The organism is Mesotoga infera, assembly GCF_900157305.1.
Taxonomy (GTDB): domain Bacteria; phylum Thermotogota; class Thermotogae; order Petrotogales; family Kosmotogaceae; genus Mesotoga; species Mesotoga infera.
This window is the reverse complement of record NZ_LS974202.1, coordinates 2,833,383-2,849,976: the sequence shown is the minus strand read 5'-3', so window position 1 is coordinate 2,849,976 and position 16,594 is coordinate 2,833,383. Positions and strand designations below refer to the sequence as shown.

Genomic DNA, 16,594 nt, shown 5'->3' with positions numbered 1-16,594 from the left:
AAAGCCGTAAAAGAACGCGAGTTTTCGAAAGTCTGCAAAAACTGATTTGAAAGGCTTTTCATAGTCTTTACTGTGTATCTTAATAAAAACTTGACTCAATGCTATTTACGGTGTAGAATTCAAATACGTACGTACATTTAAGATGCAGGGGGCGGTCGTCATCACTTCCAAATACGGGATCATCGAGCGCTATTTGCTTGAAGAATTAAAGTCAGGAAAGTATTCGGCCGGCGATAAACTCCCTACTGAAAAAGAGTTGATGACGAAGTTCAATGCCAGTAGAGAGACTGTCAGGAAGGCCCTGGACAGGTTGACTCTGAAGGCCGTCATAGTCCGCAGACCGGGCCTTGGAACCTTTGTCAGTTACGGAAACGACAATCACCTGGTTGGAATACTAGTTCAGCAGATAACCAGTTATATATTTCCTTACGTTGTGCTCGGCGCGGAGGATTGCCTTTTCAGGAACGAGTACAAAATGCTCCTGGGAAACGCTTCCGAAGATCCTGTAAAGGAAAGGCAGATTCTTGGCGAGTGGATGGAAGCGGGCGTCAAGGGTCTGATTATCGACCCTGTTTACAGTGCCACCAAGAGATCTAACAAGGATTTCGTGAAGACTCTTGCGAAATCCGGGGTCAAGATAACCCTGGTTCACACCGATTGGAACATTGATCAGGTGAGTTGCGTCGTTCTCGATGATGCGTGTGGAGGTGAAAAAGCTGCCGAGATCTTTTATGATCACGGTCACAGAAGGGTAGCGGTCATCTACAAATCCACCCATCTCCCCGGCGTGGTTAGGGCAAGGAGCTTCAGTGAAAGGTGCCGACAGTTGGGTGTCGACAGAATCTACGATAAGGCTTTCAACGTGTCGGAATTCACCGGAGCACCCATGCAGATAGCCCACGAACTCATGTCTCTTCCCTTGCAAATAAGACCAACTGCGATTTTTTGCTACAACGACGCGACTGCCCTTCAGCTTCAGCTTGTCGCAAAGCGTCTTGCCTTGAGAATACCGGAAGATATCTCCATTATCGGTTTTGACGATGGCCCCATCGGTGACTTCAGAGATGTCTTGACCACCTTCGCCCATCCGAAAGAGGAAGTGGGCAAAAAAGCCGTCGAAATCCTTCTCGATATGCTAAACGGTGGCAAACCTCAGAAAGTAGTATTGGAACCTGAACTCATAGAGAGAAGCTCAATAACTCAGGCAAAATCATAGAGAACTCAGAACTTCAAATCGGGAAAATCTCTTCGATAATTATGCCGCCCACAGAGGGCGGTCTTTTCTCCGTTTTCTTTATCCGCGTGGATTTCATAAAAAAACTTTGATTTACCATATTGTATAGACATTCTGGTATCAGATATCCTACGAAATCTGAAGAAAACTCTACAATCAAGTAAAAGAGAGTACGAATATCGTCGATATTTCCCGCAACTCGCTTCTCACAGGTATCTTTCAAATATAACTGTGTTTGTTGCTGAATTTTACGTTTGGTAGAATCTAACGTAGATGGATCACTTCACAGTTTCCTTTTTAATTCTGTTGCTTTGGCGTTTTTTCGGACTATGCTTTTCAAGTAATCGAAACTGGAAGAGAGTTGAACTTAATACAATAAGGTACGTACATATAAGTATTATCTGAGTCCATATCAAAATAACGATCGAAGCCAGCAGATTTCTCCCGGTCATATCCTGTTTTCACAACGATAGAAAAACTGATTTTCGGCAGAGAATTTTTCTTGTTCCATGGGGGGTGATGTGGTAAAGAAAGAATGGATGTTATCGAGTTATCCTTTTCTGATCAATGGGTTATTACCTTTTCAAGGAGGTGAAACTGAATGAAAAAGCTCATGTGTTTGGCTCTTGCACTGATCGTTTTTGTAGGCTTTTCTTTCGGAATAACTATTACGATGATGACACCGCTTACCGGAGCGGACGGGGCTTACATGGATGAGATCGTTGCAAAGTTCAACGCCACGCACCCCGGAATCGAGGTTGTTCACGTAGTGGTCGAGTCGTCTCTGGATATGAAGAACAAGCTTTCGATGGGTATCGCGTCGAAAACCGCGCCGGAAATAATGTTCATCCGAAAGTTCGACATGCCTTTGTATTTGCAGCATTTCAAAGGCTTCACTCCCGAGGAATGGCTGAACAATTACGGGATCGACGTGAACGATATCTTCCCCGGTGTTCTCGAGGGACTAGTGATCGACGGTAAAGTCGTGGGAATCCCACTGGATATATGGATTTTCTATATGGCCTACAATAAGGCCAACTTCGCAAAAGTGGGCCTGGACCCGGAGAACCCTCCAAAGACAAGAGACGAGTTCATAGCGGCTATGGAAGCCCTGATTCCAATTACCCCGGCCGGATTGACTCCCTACTACGAAAATCCCGCCTGGACCTGGATATGGTTCCATCTGCTATGGCAGCACGGTGGCGATCTTCTGACCGATGACTTCAAGAAACCAGCCTTTGCCAAGGCGGGAATCGAGGCCTGCAAATTGATGCTCATGATGCAGGAAAAAGGTATTCTCCCGATGCAGGTAGCCGATCCAGGCGTATCGTTCCAGTCGGGTGATAGTTCTGTTTTGATAACGGGTATCTGGACGATCCAGCCCTGGATGCAACAGCTCGGCAAGGACTTCGGTTATGCGGTAGTACCTCAACTGGGTACGACCAAGGCAGTCTTCGGAGGCTCGCACGTTCTGGCGATGCCGAAGGTAATGGTTGAAGACCCGAAGGTTCTACAAGCGGCAACGACCTTCATAAAGTACCTCTGGGACAATGCGATTGATTGGTACGCGGCCGGTCAGACACCAGCCAGAATCTCCATCGCGGAGAGTCAGGAGCTGAAGGAGAAACTTCCTCATATTTACGTTGTTTCTCAAGAATCGGAATATGTAAAGCAGTTCCAGATGTTCCCGTTGATATCGGAAATCGAAGCTGAAATCGCCGTATATCTTGACGAAATACTCGTGCTGCACTCCATCTCCCCCGAAGAGGGAATGAAAGAAGCTGAATTCGCGGTGCAGGAGATTCTCGACGATTACTGGTCAAGAGTAAAATGAGCCTTCTGTAGTTGGGTGAAGGGAGGAGGAGCAGTTGAGACAATCACAATCGAAGTCGTGTAAACGTTTCCGCAGGGAGGTTGTGTCGTGGTTGTTCCTCCTCCCTCACCTGGTTTTCTTCGTTCTGTTCGTCGCCGTTCCCCTGGTCTTTGGGATGGTAATCAGTTTCTTCAACTGGAGCCTGCTCAACGACAATGTCTTCGTGGGAGCCAGCAACTACATCCGCACATGGAACGACTCGAGATTCTGGCCCGTTGTTCAGAACACAGTGATATTCGCGATAGTCAGCGTTCCGCTTACGATAATCGTAGCCATACTCTTTGCCCATATTCTCAATAAAAAAAGGTTCGGACAGTTGTGGCTGTTGATCGCTTTTGTCTCACCGGCCTTCTTCGGATCGGTGGGCATTCTCAGCTCGTGGAAATGGATATTCGCTTCCTTTCCCTCAGGTCTGGCGAATTACTACCTGAATAAAGCAGGTTTCATCAATGCTGCCGTTTCCTGGTTTGGAAGCACCGGGGTCGCCTGGGGAGTGATAATATTGGTGACCATTTGGTGGATAGTGGGGTTCAGCATTTTGCTCTATATGGGCGCATTGCAGAGGATACCTCCCGAGCAGTACGAATCGGCTAAACTGGATGGAGCGGGACCGTGGAAGAGGTTTTTGTATATTACCCTGCCCTGGATAAGGAGCGTACTTTTCTTCGACGTAGTTCGACAGGTTATTCTCGCTTTCGGGCTTTTCGACCAGGCTTATATATTATCGGCCGGGGGGCCTGCCGGTACCACGAGAACGATGGTCTATTACCTGTACCTGGTGGGGTTCGAGAGACAGGATTTCGGAAGAGCTGCGTCGATATCATGGTATATTTTCGCGATAGTGCTTATCTTTGCGATAATACAGCTCGTGCTCGTGACGAAGTCGATACGCTCGACAGAGGGGTGAGAGGATGACTTCTACAGTTGCCAGAAACAAGAAGAAGCTCAGCAAGCGCATTGCTGCCGTCGTTGTTACGGTACTTCTCTGGGCATTTGCAGCTTTTTGGTTTGCGCCGATTTTCTGGATGCTTTCTACTTCGCTGAAATCTACGGCGGTGGCCGTAATTCAGTCACCTCCCGAATGGATACCAAAAAACCCGACCCTGGAGAATTACAAGATCATTTTCGCGCCTTCAGGAGGTCTTTCGCTCATCCGGGCTACTCTGAACAGTGTGATCGTCGCCGTCGGTTCCACACTGGCAACGCTGGCACTCTCTATCCCGGCTGCTTATGCTCTCTCGCGTTTGCGATTCAGGGGTCGTATGCTGATCTTCTGGATCTATGTGGCCGTGCTTGCCTTCCCCGGAGTGTTGTTCCTGGTGCCTCACTTTTTCATAATTCAGGGAATGGGACTTACAAACTCCTATCTGGCTCTGATTCTGCCGGGGCTTGGAGGGACTTTTGGCGTCTTTCTCTTGAGACAGTACATGCTTGATATTCCCGGCGAACTGGAGGACGCGGCCTGGATGGACGGCTGTTCGAAGTTCAGGTTCCTTATAAGCATCGTGATTCCTTATGTCAAACCGGCGATGCTCGTACTGGGCTTGATGACCTTCCTGGGTTCGTGGAACAGTTTTCTTTGGCCGCTTTTGATTCTTAGCAAGTCCGACAAATTTACGCTTCCGATAGCGCTCATAAGATTCAGTGCCGGCTGGGGAGACCCCTACCGCGGCATAGGTCCGATGATGGCCGGAGCTTTCTTTTCGGTTGCACCATCACTGATAATCTTCGTTGTCTTCCACAGATACTTGATGAAAGGGATATCTCTGGGATCTCTAGGAAAGGAGTAGATCTCATGTCATTCGAGTGCTCTTCTTCTAAAAAGGGCTCTGTACATCTCGCAATTGCGGTACAGACCTGTTTCCTGCTTTTTATATCCTTGTTCGTATGTGCTCCTGTTTTTGGAGGTAATCTTTTGTCTGAAGTCGATATAAGTCTTTTCGAGGAAAGGATAGAAAACAATAGAAAGATACCGGTCAGAATAGGTATCGTGGATGGTCAGGGAAGGTCGGTGAGCGATGCTTCTTTGACTGTAAAACAGCTTTCTCACGAGTTTTACTTCGGAAACGCTCCGGAATATCTTCTGTACGCCTACGCTCAGTCGAGTTATAACAGGGGCAGGAGATTCGGAACCAAGCCTCTACCGGAGGAAGACCTCGCGGAGTATATGCGACTCTATTTGGAACTCTTCAACTTCGCCACCCTACCGTCCTTCTACTGGGCCGACTATGAACCCACCCAAGGGCGACTACGCCTTGTCGATGCTTCAAAAAAGATCGCCGGGTGGCTCAAGGAAAACGGCATTCCCGTTAAAGGCCACACACTCGTCTGGGGAAATCCTCCGAGTGTCGGAGTTCCCGGCTGGGTGGAAAGAATGGGGAAGCTGGGACAGTGGTCGGAGGTCGGCGAGCTTCTTTTCAGACGTGTGGCTAGAGAAGTCGAAGAATTCAAAGATCTTGTACAGTACTGGGATGTCGTTAACGAACCGATCGTTCAGAACTGGTTCGACTCCCTGGGCCCGGACTATATCGCTCAATCGTACAGAATAGTTAAGGAAACCGACCCAGATGCAATCACGGTTCTCAACGAATACGGCGTTCTGGTCAACGTCGGTACCAGAAGGGCTTTCATCTCCAGGGCCAGGCAGTTGATAGACGAAGGTGTACAGATAGATGCGATAGGTGCCGAAGCTCACATCTTCACCGCACAGGACCTACAGGAACAGCTTAGATCGCTTGAGAGCATTTATCTTGCGATAGATGAACTGGCCCAACTGGGAAAACCCATACATATCTCAGAGTTTCAGATCCCTCTTCCCGCAGTTATCGATGCCTTCAAAGTGTCTATAAGCGAGGCCGAAGAGATTCAGGCGGAAATAGCGAAGATCTTCTACAAAGTCTTCTTCAGCCATCCGGCTGTAGAAGTCATAACTTACTGGAACTTCTACCGCGCCTGGCAGTCGGGAAGTGGATTCCTTCGCGATGACCTGTCGATCAAACCGATTTTCTACGAACTGAAGGACCTGATTCATGGAGAATGGAAAACATATCTGAAGATCGATGCAGTACCATCTGGAGAAGTCGCTTTCAAAGGTTTCGCCGGTAATTACGAAATCACCGTTGTTACTGATGGTTTTTCTAAGACCTTCTCCCTGGATGTAAGCAGTAAAGGAGAAAACAACTTCGTTCTCGTGATCGGAAAGGAACAGGAGGTGCAATGAATGAAGCCTCGCATCTTGATTTTGATAGTCGTTTTTATGGCTGTGCTGTTCTTTCCCGCATCCATTCTGGCTGACATAGATCATGTGATGACAGTTAACCCCAGTAGTTTTAGCCCAATAAGCCCCATTCTTTACGGCATCTTCTTTGAGGATATTAACCATGCGGTTGACGGCGGTCTTTACGCCGAGCTAGTAAGAAACCGCTCCTTCGAGCATACCGATCGCATGGAAGGCTGGTCTGTGATCCTTGATAAAGGCTGCAAGGCGAGCTTTTCGATTAAGTCCGAAAGACCTGTCAATGGTAATAACACGCATTATCTTAGCTTCGATATAGAATCCGACGACGGGTGCGTGATTCTCGCGAACAATGGTTACGATGGAATTCCTCTCGTCGGGGGCGAGAATTATACCTTCTCCTCGTTGATCCGAGGTTATGAATACAACGGAGAAATCGAAATCCACCTCATTGACGAGCAGGGAAACTCAATTATCACCGCCGTTCTGGGATCAGACTTCGATGATCTGTGGGAGAAATATTCAGTGATTCTCGAAGTTCCCGAGGACTGTCAATACGGTAGACTGGCGTTGATTGTGAAGGGTTCCGGATTGATTTCTCTGGACATGATCTCGCTCCTGCCAGATAAAAATTGGCACGGTATGAGACCGGACCTGCTGGAAATGCTCGAGGAGTTGAGGCCAGGGTTCTTGAGGTTTCCCGGCGGTTGTCTGGTAGAAGGCGACAGTCTTGAAAACTCATACCGCTGGAAGGACACGATCGGTCCGGCTGAAGAAAGAAGGGCCAATTACAATCTTTGGGGCTATCATCAGTCCTATGGAATAGGATTTTTTGAGTATCTCCTTCTAGCCGAATATCTTGGTGCCGAACCCGTGCCGATATTCAACGCGGGAATTTCTTGCCAGGTACGGGGAGCCGAGTACTGCCCTATGAATACGATGGACGTGTGGATTCAGGATGTTCTGGACTTCATAGAATTCGCCAATGGGTCGGTGGAAAGTCCATGGGGTGCGAAACGCTTTGAGCTCGGTCATCCCGAACCTTTCAACGTTACATATATAGGTATAGGAAACGAGAACTGGGGAAATGAATACCACGAACGTTTCACACTGTTTCAGAAAGCCATAAAGGACAGGTATCCCGAGATAGTCATACTTTTCAGTGGACCACCTTCATACGAAGGCGCATCGTTCAACAGGGCCTGGAGATGGGCCCGTCAAAACGGGGTGGAGATGCTAGACGAGCATATTTATGCCGTGCCAGAATGGATGCTGAGAAATACAGAAAGGTACGATAAATATGATAGAGAAGGCCCAAAGGTCATGCTCGGAGAATATGCGGCCCATGAAGCTGGAAGGAGAAACACCCTGCAGGCTGCATTGGCAGAAGCGGCACTGATGACGGGATTGGAACGCAATAGCGACGTTGTGATTATGGCGGCCTACGCCCCCCTGTTCAACAGACCGGGCTGGTCGCAGTGGACTCCAGATCTAATCTGGTTCGACAACACCAGGGTTTATGGAACCCCCAGTTATCATGTCCAGAAGGTTTTCAACCGGAACCTCGGAGATATCATTGTCGATTCCAGTCTTACAGACGAGGATATTGAAGTCATAGGCTACTGGTTCAAGTCGCTTTATCACTCCTGTAGCTTTGATTATGAAACCGGAGATTTGATAATAAAGGTTGTCAACCCCTGGCCCGGGGATAAAGAGGTTCTGGTGGAAATAAATGAAACCACTAAATTGACAGGTAAAGGGGAAATGACAGTAATTACTTCCAGTAGTATCTTCGACGAAAACACTTTCGACGATCCCGAAAAGATCATACCTATAACTACGGTTTTATCGGATTTCTCCAATCGATTCACATTCACCTTTGAAGGTAATTCGATCACGGTCTTGAGATTGAATACATGGAGTCTTTGAATATCTCATGGCGATTAGTCAATCAGGGAGGGATTACAGTGCAGACATATGTCAGGGTTAAGCCGGAAAAACTCGGAAAGATAAACGATATGATCTACGGGCATTTCACGGAGCATCTGGGTAGATGTATCTACGACGGAATTTTCAACGAAAAATCCTCAAAATCTGACTCGCGGGGATTCAGGATAGATATCATAGAAGCCGTTAAAAAGATCAAGTGTCCCATCTTGAGATGGCCCGGTGGCAATTTCGCCTCCGCTTATCACTGGCAGGACGGTATCGGACCCGTCGAAAAACGGCCTCAGCTACTTAACTATATATGGGGTGGGGTTGAAAGCAACAGGTTCGGAACGGATGAGTTTATACAGTACTGTCGCGAACTCGGCGCCGAGCCCTATTTGGCAGTGAGTCTGGGGACGGGTACTCTCGATGAGGCCATCGCCTGGCTCGAATACTGCAACCTCGATACACCGACCAGATACGCGAAAATGAGGAGAGAAAACGGACATTCAGAGCCCTACAGAGTTAAATACTGGGGAATAGGCAACGAAGTATACGGCCCCTGGCAGGTCGGGCACTGCAGCGCGGCCGAATATGCCGAAAAGCTGAGGCAGTACACGCAGTTCATGAAGGGGGTGGACCGTTCGATAAAAGTTATAGCCGTGGGAGCCGACAACCCCGATTGGGATATGACTGTGTTGAAGCACGCCGGACACTTGATCGATTATATCTCGATTCACGAATACCACGGTTCGGACGATTACTTCGGTACCGTGGCTTCGGTGTATTACTGCGAGCAGAGATTGAAGCTTCTCGAGAGCCTTATAAAACATCTTCGCCTGGATCATGTGAAGATCTCGTTCGACGAATGGAATATATGGTACAAAATCAGTGCGGAAAGGGAGGGAAGCGAGAAGGGAACGGTACTCATAGAAGAGCCGTACGCGCTGAAGGATGGACTCTTCGCTGCCGGAATATTCGTTGTTATGCACAGGATGAACGATACGGTCCAAATGGCCAATCTGGCGCAGATGGTTAACGCCCTGGGTATGATAAAGACGAAAGGTGACGAGATTGTTCTTACTCCGATCTATCACGCTTTCGATCTCTTCGTGAACCATACGGGCCGGACCAGACTCGCCATGGATATCGATACCCAAAGGTATGACATAAAAGCGAGAACGTTCGTGGAGGGACGCAACAGCTTCCAGTTGAAGGATGTTCCCTACATCGACGGCTCGGCGACTTACGACGAAAGGAGAAGCGTACTCAGCGTGGCGCTGATCAACTATTATCAGAAGGAAGCCGATATACGTCTCGATCTTTCGGGGCTGGAAGTGAAGAAAAAGGCCGATCGGTATGTTCTGACCGGCTCGGCTCCGGATGAGATGAACGATTTCGATAACCCTGACAGGATACATCTTGTGAGCGATGAACTGGCCACGGGAACCGGGGAGATGAATCTCAGGCTCGCCCCCATGTCTGCCAGCGTAATCGAGTTCACTCTGGAAAAAACACTCTGAGAGTGTAAAAGCTCAAGGAGTTCGATGGGAGGAAAACTACGGCAGGTATTCTTTCAAGCCCGGCCGACTGAGTCATCCAGGAGGTTGAAAGGAGGTAAACGATGTATCAAAAGCTAAAACTCGGGTTCGCTCCCACAAGGAGAAACGTTTTCAGCAAGAAAGATGCTCATGAACAAAGAATTCTCATCGAAAAAAAGCTGAAGGCCTGGAATGTGGATTACGTCGGTCTCGACTGGCTGAACGAAGAGGGGCTCATTTACGATCCCAAGGATTCACCAGCGGTGGCGGAACATTTCAAAAAGGCCAAAGTGGACGCCATCTTTGCGCCTCATGTAAATTTTGGAACCGAAGAAGCCGTTGCCAAGCTCTCCAGAGAACTCGATGTGCCCCTTCTCCTCTGGGGGCCGCGAGATGATGCCCCGCTGCCCGATGGAAGTCGTACCCGTGACACCCAGTGCGGCCTTTTTGCGACGGGCAAGTTGTTGAGACGCTTCGGTGTTCCCTTCACATACATAGTGAACTCTTCGGTCGATGATCCCCTCTTCGAAAGGGGATTTAAAAACTTCCTCGCCGCTGCTTCGGTGGTCAGGGCCTTTCGCAATATGAAAATCGGAGTTATAAGCAACAGGCCGAGAGACTTCTGGACCGTCATAAACAACGAAGGAGAGCTTCTGGAAAAGTTCGGCATAGAGCTCATCCCGACAACTCTGATAGATATTGTGGAAGAGGCGAAAAAATTTCTGGACTCTAAAGAGCTCGACCAGGAATTGGCCGAACTAAGGGACAGAGTCGATTACTCCAGTGCGGGTGAAGAGAGTTTCAAGAAGGTATTGACGCTCAAGATCGTGATGGAGAGGTGGGCGGTCGAAGAGAGATTGAGCGGAATAGCCATTCAATGCTGGAACGCTCTGCAAAAGGTGTATGGCGTAATGCCCTGTTTTGCCCATTCTCTACTATCGGATAATAAAATCCCCGTTGCCTGCGAAACCGACGTTCACGGAGCGATAAGCATGGAACTGGCCCAGGCGGCCACCATGTATCGAAAACCTTCCTTTCTTGCCGATCTTACTATCAGACATCCGACCGATGACAATGCCGAGCTGCTGTGGCATTGCGGGCCTTTCCCGCTTTCGCTCGCGAAGGAAAAACCGTACATCGGGAAACACTTCATACTCGACAGCCACAGTCCCGGGGTATCGGAATGGGAGATAAAGGGGGGTAAACTCAGCGTTCTCAGGTTCGACGGAGACTTCTCGAATTACAAGCTTTTCGTATCTCACGCCGAAAGCACTGATGGGCCTTTCAACAAGGGAACGTACGTCTGGGCGAAGTTCAGGAACTGGCCAAAGCTCGAAGAGAAACTGGTGTGCGGCCCCTACATTCATCACGTGGCCAGCGTCCACGACAGGATAATGCCTGTAATCTATGAGGCCGTCAAATACATGAAGGGCGTCGAGCTGGATCCTGGCGAGCCTGGAATAGATGAGGTACAATCTTGGTTGAGACACGAAATCGATGAAATCTGAAAGGGTGGTAGGATATGTATTTGATCGGGTGCGATATTGGGACTCAGGGTACGAAAAGCGTTATGGTGGACGAAAGCGGTCGTGTTCTCGTCGAGGCGCAGAGAGAGTACGATGTCATCAAACCCGGCTCAAACTGGGCCGAACAGTGGCCGGACGTCTGGGTGAGAGCTGCCTTCGAAACGATGGGGGAAGTGGTAGAAAAATCGGGAGTGGCGAAGGAAGAGATCGCCGCTCTGGCGATCAGCGGTCTCTACGGCGGCTCCGGTGTACCGGTGGACAGGGAGATGAAACCGCTTTATCCCTGTCTCATATGGATGGACAGACGTGCGACGGATCAAACCGGCTGGGTTAAGGATAACATATCTAAAGAAGAGATCTTTTCTATAACCGGCAATTACGTCGATTCCTACTATGGCTTCACCAAGATGATGTGGCTCAGGGACAACAGACCGGAGATCTGGAAGAAGATATACAAGTTCGTGACTCCGAAAGATTACGTTATCTATCAGCTTACCGGAGAAAACGCTATCGACTACTCATCGGCAGGGAATATAGGCGGTGTTTTCGACATAAGAAAACTGACATGGTCCTCGGATATGTGTAGAGCTTTGGGAATACCGATCGAATACCTTCCCGAGAGAATCGTGAGATCGAGTGATATGGTTGGAAAGATAACTCGGGCCAGCTCAAAACTCTGCGGCCTTCGCGAGGGAACACCCGTCATTTCAGGTGGAATCGACGCGCCCGTGGCACAGCTTTCGGCCGGGGCGCTTGAAGAGGGTGAACACGTCGCCATGGTTGGTACCTCTACCTGCTGGGGAACCGTTCACGACGGCAGTGAGCTACCCTTCGGGCTCGTCAATTTTCCGTATGTGGTTCACGATACCGAGCGGATATACTCCTTCGGTGGATCTGCCACCACTGGGGCGCTCGCCAGATGGTTCAAAGAAGAATTCGCCGACAGCGAAGCTTCTGTGGGTTTGAGAACGGGCATTTCCCCGTACCAGCTTCTGGATAGAGAAGTCGAAACTATACCTGCCGGAAGCGACGGAATAATAGTGCTCCCTTACTTCATGGGCGAAAGATCGCCGATCTGGGATCCCTTTGCCAAGGGGGTCTTCTTCGGAGTTACACTCGTGCATACAAAAGCCCATATGTACAAAGCCCTGATGGAGGGAGCGGCGTACGCCCTGCGACATAACATCGAGGAGGGAATCAAGGCTGGACTGAAACTGAACGACGAGTGCTGGATAGTCGGCGGAGTGGCTAAATCCTCGGCCTGGAACAGAATTTTCGCCGATATCACTGGCTACAAGATGAGACAGGTATCCAGCCTTGTGGAGGCTCCCTTCGGAGATGCATTCCTGGCAGGACTGGGTGTGGGGTTGATCGACAGACCTGAGAGGATAAAAGAGTGGGTGAAGTTCAGAGAACCGATCAATCCCGATCCGAACAATCGGGAGATATACGAAAAATCTTACGCACTCTTCCGTCAGCTCTACGAGAGAACGAAAGACTTGATGTGGCAAATCTGATACGGTGGGGGAGACCCCACCTTTTCATTGTGGCTGTCAGAGGGAAAGGCGATAGCGAAGATCTGAATAGTTTACTATTGTCGCGAAACCATTCATTGGTATAGACCAAATCCCGTTTCCTACCATGCTCTCAAACCGGCTAAAATCAAACGTTTGCCGAATGTTCCTCCCGTGATGCCCCTGGTGGAGCTCACAAAAAGGTTGTCCAGATAGTTCATCTCTTCCACGGTGCCGAAACGGTTCCCTGTTATGGATCCAAAAAAGAAAAGTTGGCCCAGCTTGGCTCTTTCGTTTTTGACAACGGTACCCAGATCGGGGAAGGTGAAGGCGCCACCGGTTCCATTCTTCTTGAAGGCAGAAAACTCACCTGCCAGAGCCCTTATGGCGTGGGTACCTTTGCCGGAGTTACCGATCACGTAAGTGTTTATTATATCTCCTCCTATACTTACAAGGGAGAGATGATCCCCAGTCTCGCGTTCGGAAAAGTCGTTAAGCAGCTCCTTGATCTTGCTCCAGGTTTTGATCTCCTGGTTGCTGACCTTGCCTCCCTGTGTTCTGGCATCATCGAATTCGTCGGCGAAATCGCCGTACATCAGCTGGTAATTCACGGTGATCGAGCCATAGACGGTAATGTTGTACTGTCCGTTTATGTAATGCAATTTGAGGGGATCGCTTTCCGCGTCTCCTACTAGCAGGTTTCCATGAATGGCGATATTTACCGGGAAGTCCCCGGCATAAATTTTTGTGGTGAATACTCCGCTATCATTTTTGTACTTTACTGTGAGGTACCTGTGATCGCTCCCCGCGACATCGGGAAAATATATGGTGTAGGATGAGCCACTGCTATCGTTGGGTTTGAAAACGATCAAACCGTCCTCACTGGCTGTGATTACGTCGTTGAAAGGAGCCGTGTACGTTGCTACGGGAGAGAGTGACGCCAGCCAGTCTTCGTGGTCGGCAAGGAGATCGGAAAAATACTGCTCGGAATCGGAGGCCGTCTGTGTGTAAGTATATGATCCATCTGGGGTAATGCTTTTTGCAGTCAGGCCGTAAGGGAAGACCAGCTCGAGGTTTATGTTGGAATCGCTCACGGCGACTCCTCCAATTACGATTGCCTGTCCGTTGATCACGTCGCCCCGCCCCGTAAGTATATCGTCTTTGTTCATCTCGCCCGTGGTGACTTCGTAGAAAACTCTGGAAATATCCCCGAATCTCAAAGCCGCATGCTCCAGAAGCGATTCTGCAAGTACCAGACCGTAGGAATACCTTTTCACGCCAGCTTTCTCCGCCCAGGAAACGATCGAATACTTCCCTCCGGTGAGATTAACAGCCGCCCCCATAGAAGTTAGCTCCGAAAAGGAAGCGTCCTCGAGCAGAGAAGCGAAGTCTTCATCTTCGTTGATCAGCCACCATCTTTCGGAATCGAGGGATTGAATTACCTCCGACCACAGATCGCCCTCATATCCACCTCTTGAGGAAACGAACTGTACGAAATCCTCGAATCCGTCCCATGAAGAGTTGAAGTTGTCCTGGTTCCATTTTCTGGCCAGAATCATGGCGGCTCCTTCCACCAGATTGTTAGAAGCCACTCTCAGGTCAGAAAGCAGGGAATACTCGTTGAGTCTTCTGGAGGTGCGCTGGATGATTATACTGGCGGCTACTATCATCGTGGTGGCGAAGATCATAATAATTAGCGTTACCGCCAGGACGAAACCTCTATTCCGCGAAGGGGTCGAATCTGAATACATGAAACACCTCCTCTATACCGACTCGCCTGTCCCTGAGGACGATCTCGAAAATCCTTCTCGTGGGGCTACCCTCGATGTTTGTCGCCTCTACCGAAATCACTTCCACGTCTTGAAAACCTGGATAACTAGATAGTTGCTCGATTCGATCGATTATGTTCTCTTCACTCACACGGTTGGCGCTCCTCACGATACCTTCCACCAGCAGCTTGGCCGAATGAAGATTGGTGGAGATCTCGAGAGTAGCCGACATGGATCTGTACTGAAGAATGAGGGCGATCCCCGAACTGATAAGCATTGCTACCACGGCAAGCACTACAAGAATTTCCGCAGTCGAAAAAGCCTTTCTAATAGATCCTCACCGCCCCTTCGATCTGTTTGGTGGCTCCCCTGTACTCAAATACCGCCCGGTAATACAGATACTGTCCCTCGAGGTCATAAAAAGTGAACTGATCGAGATACTCGGCAACAACCATTTGAGTTAGAGTGTTTTCACTTTCCTTGTAAATAAATATCAGCTTGCCATCGAGATAAGTGATCGTTGCCACGCTGGCTTCGGGAATCAGTGGAAATCTCGATTCAAGAGTTATTGTATCATCGTTGAGGCCTTCGCTCAAATCGAGCCCGGTCCAGTTTCTTGAGACGATGTACTTAAGGTTGCTGTTTAATTTGACGATCTCTTCGTCGATTGTCAATTGGCTGTGGATCTGAAAACCGATCTTGAAAGTTATCGACAGCATGACCATCGCGATCGATATAACTATCGCTGTCAGCAACATATTCATAACGGTTTCCATAAGCGAAAAGCCCTTTGCCGCCCTGCGCCATTTCAAAGATAATCACTCGCCCGTCATGAGGTGCCGCTCTCCTGACAGTTCAACAGTTAATCTGAAGTCGGAAATACGGCACACCCTGATGTTACTTATAAAATTTTAACATATTACCCGACCGTATCCAATAAATAGGCGAGGAAGGAAATAAGTCAAAAGAAAAGGGACTCAACTCCATTTAGAATGTTTTTTGTATGAGAAAAACAAAACGAAAGGAGAGAGTCCCGAAGAAATGATAACACCAAAGGACATAAGAAAAGTGAAGGAAGCGGTGAGAGAGATAATACCTGCGCACAGGCAGGTTAAAGGAAGACCCAGAGAGTACTCGGACAGAACGATAGTGTTGTTGTATGTGATTTTCATACTTTTCCGTTGTAGCTCAATCGTTGAGATGTACAAAATGATCGAAGGAAAGAAGAGGCTGCTGAAAGTGATAGGTGAGCTTCCGTCCAGGCAGACATTATCATATAGACTGAGAAGGCTAGATATTGAAGCGATAAGCAGGAGAATCATAGAAAGCATAAAAGGCGGAACATACATAATCGACTCGACACCGATAAAGGACATCACCAGTCAGGGGATAAAAAAGTGTAAGAATCTGAAGTTCGGCAAGAACAGGGACGGATTCTTTTGGGGAAAGAAGGGACATTTCATAATTACTGAAGAAGGGATACCTGTTAAGTTCAGGTTGACTCAGGCCAACGAAGACGATGCTAGAGTTGGAAAGGAGATGCTCGACAATCTCAACGGTCTGATTATAGCCGATAGGGGATACTTCAAAGGGAACTTCTTGTCCCAATTCACCAAAGAAGGCGATCTAAGGGCCATAGTGAGACCGAAATCGAGAAAGAAGGATTCTAGCTTCAAGGAGAAACACTCACAGACATATTCAAAGCGATGGAAGATAGAGAGGCTGTTCCAGAAAATGAAAGAGTCAGATTGGAGATTCCCAGAAAAGGGGGCAGAGATGATCTCCTGTCCAGAGTAACGGCACTATTTCTAACGGTTGTTACTCTTGCCTTCTCGAAGTTTGTGCTTAATGACCCTATTCTGGATTACCTCAATTGTTGCTGATTTGTTTATTGGATACGGTGATATTACCCGGTTAATGGATTCTGACATGCAAGGGAAGCCTCGAAATCAAAAGCGGCTTATTGCAAGCAG

13 protein-coding genes are annotated in these 16,594 nt (G+C 48.6%); 10 read left to right on the top strand and 3 right to left on the bottom strand.

All coding sequences use genetic code 11. From position 1 onward, the window contains the following. Positions 1-142: 142 nt before the first annotated feature. The 9 genes from MESINF_RS13025 to MESINF_RS12985 all read left to right on the top strand — a co-directional run bounded on the left by MESINF_RS13025 (position 143) and on the right by MESINF_RS12985 (position 12,855). On the top strand, positions 143-1,216 hold the full coding sequence (locus MESINF_RS13025) for a GntR family transcriptional regulator (RefSeq protein WP_169700516.1): 1,074 nt from the start codon (positions 143-145) through the stop codon (positions 1,214-1,216). A 619-nt stretch (positions 1,217-1,835) separates the two neighbouring features. Further along, positions 1,836-3,068, top strand: coding sequence for an extracellular solute-binding protein (locus tag MESINF_RS13020; RefSeq protein WP_169700514.1), 1,233 nt, complete (start codon positions 1,836-1,838; stop codon positions 3,066-3,068). Positions 3,069-3,102: 34 nt separating this feature from the next. After that, positions 3,103-4,014 carry a carbohydrate ABC transporter permease gene (locus MESINF_RS13015; protein WP_169700513.1) on the top strand — a complete coding sequence of 304 codons (912 nt, stop codon included), beginning with the start codon at positions 3,103-3,105 and terminating at the stop codon, positions 4,012-4,014. Positions 4,015-4,018: 4 nt separating this feature from the next. Continuing rightward, positions 4,019-4,897, top strand: coding sequence for a carbohydrate ABC transporter permease (locus MESINF_RS13010; protein WP_169700510.1), 879 nt, complete (start codon positions 4,019-4,021; stop codon positions 4,895-4,897). A gap of 125 nt (positions 4,898-5,022) precedes the next feature. Beyond that, complete coding sequence (locus MESINF_RS13005) at positions 5,023-6,327, top strand: endo-1,4-beta-xylanase (protein WP_231936775.1); 1,305 nt, start codon at positions 5,023-5,025, stop codon at positions 6,325-6,327. Then, positions 6,328-8,271 (top strand): alpha-L-arabinofuranosidase C-terminal domain-containing protein, encoded by a 1,944-nt coding sequence (locus tag MESINF_RS13000; RefSeq protein ID WP_169700506.1) that lies wholly within the window; start codon positions 6,328-6,330, stop codon positions 8,269-8,271. 38 nt (positions 8,272-8,309) lie between these two features. Continuing rightward, on the top strand, positions 8,310-9,794 hold the full coding sequence (locus MESINF_RS12995; RefSeq protein WP_169700504.1) for an alpha-N-arabinofuranosidase: 1,485 nt from the start codon (positions 8,310-8,312) through the stop codon (positions 9,792-9,794). 101 nt (positions 9,795-9,895) lie between these two features. Next, positions 9,896-11,320 (top strand): L-fucose/L-arabinose isomerase family protein, encoded by a 1,425-nt coding sequence (locus MESINF_RS12990; RefSeq protein ID WP_169700502.1) that lies wholly within the window; start codon positions 9,896-9,898, stop codon positions 11,318-11,320. 14 nt (positions 11,321-11,334) lie between these two features. Then, positions 11,335-12,855 carry an FGGY-family carbohydrate kinase gene (locus MESINF_RS12985; protein WP_169700500.1) on the top strand — a complete coding sequence of 507 codons (1,521 nt, stop codon included), beginning with the start codon at positions 11,335-11,337 and terminating at the stop codon, positions 12,853-12,855. A gap of 119 nt (positions 12,856-12,974) precedes the next feature. On the opposite strand, the gene MESINF_RS12980 is transcribed toward MESINF_RS12985, so the two are convergent. Genes MESINF_RS12980 through MESINF_RS12970 form a run of 3 tightly spaced genes read right to left on the bottom strand, consistent with a single transcriptional unit; the run spans position 12,975 to position 15,433 of the window. After that, positions 12,975-14,603, bottom strand: coding sequence for a hypothetical protein (locus tag MESINF_RS12980; protein ID WP_169700498.1), 1,629 nt, complete (start codon positions 14,601-14,603; stop codon positions 12,975-12,977). Next, entirely contained in the window at positions 14,572-14,916 is a 345-nt protein-coding gene (locus MESINF_RS12975) for a hypothetical protein (RefSeq protein ID WP_169700496.1), read from the bottom strand. The genes MESINF_RS12980 and MESINF_RS12975 overlap by 32 nt, the downstream gene beginning before the upstream one ends. Before the next feature lie 31 nt (positions 14,917-14,947). Beyond that, on the bottom strand, positions 14,948-15,433 hold the full coding sequence (locus tag MESINF_RS12970) for a hypothetical protein (protein ID WP_169700494.1): 486 nt from the start codon (positions 15,431-15,433) through the stop codon (positions 14,948-14,950). 229 nt (positions 15,434-15,662) lie between these two features. On the opposite strand from MESINF_RS12970, the gene MESINF_RS12965 reads away from it, so the two are divergent. Further along, positions 15,663-16,418, top strand: a complete 756-nt coding sequence (locus MESINF_RS12965) for a transposase (protein WP_169700491.1) — start codon at positions 15,663-15,665, stop codon at positions 16,416-16,418. Positions 16,419-16,594: the final 176 nt, after the last annotated feature.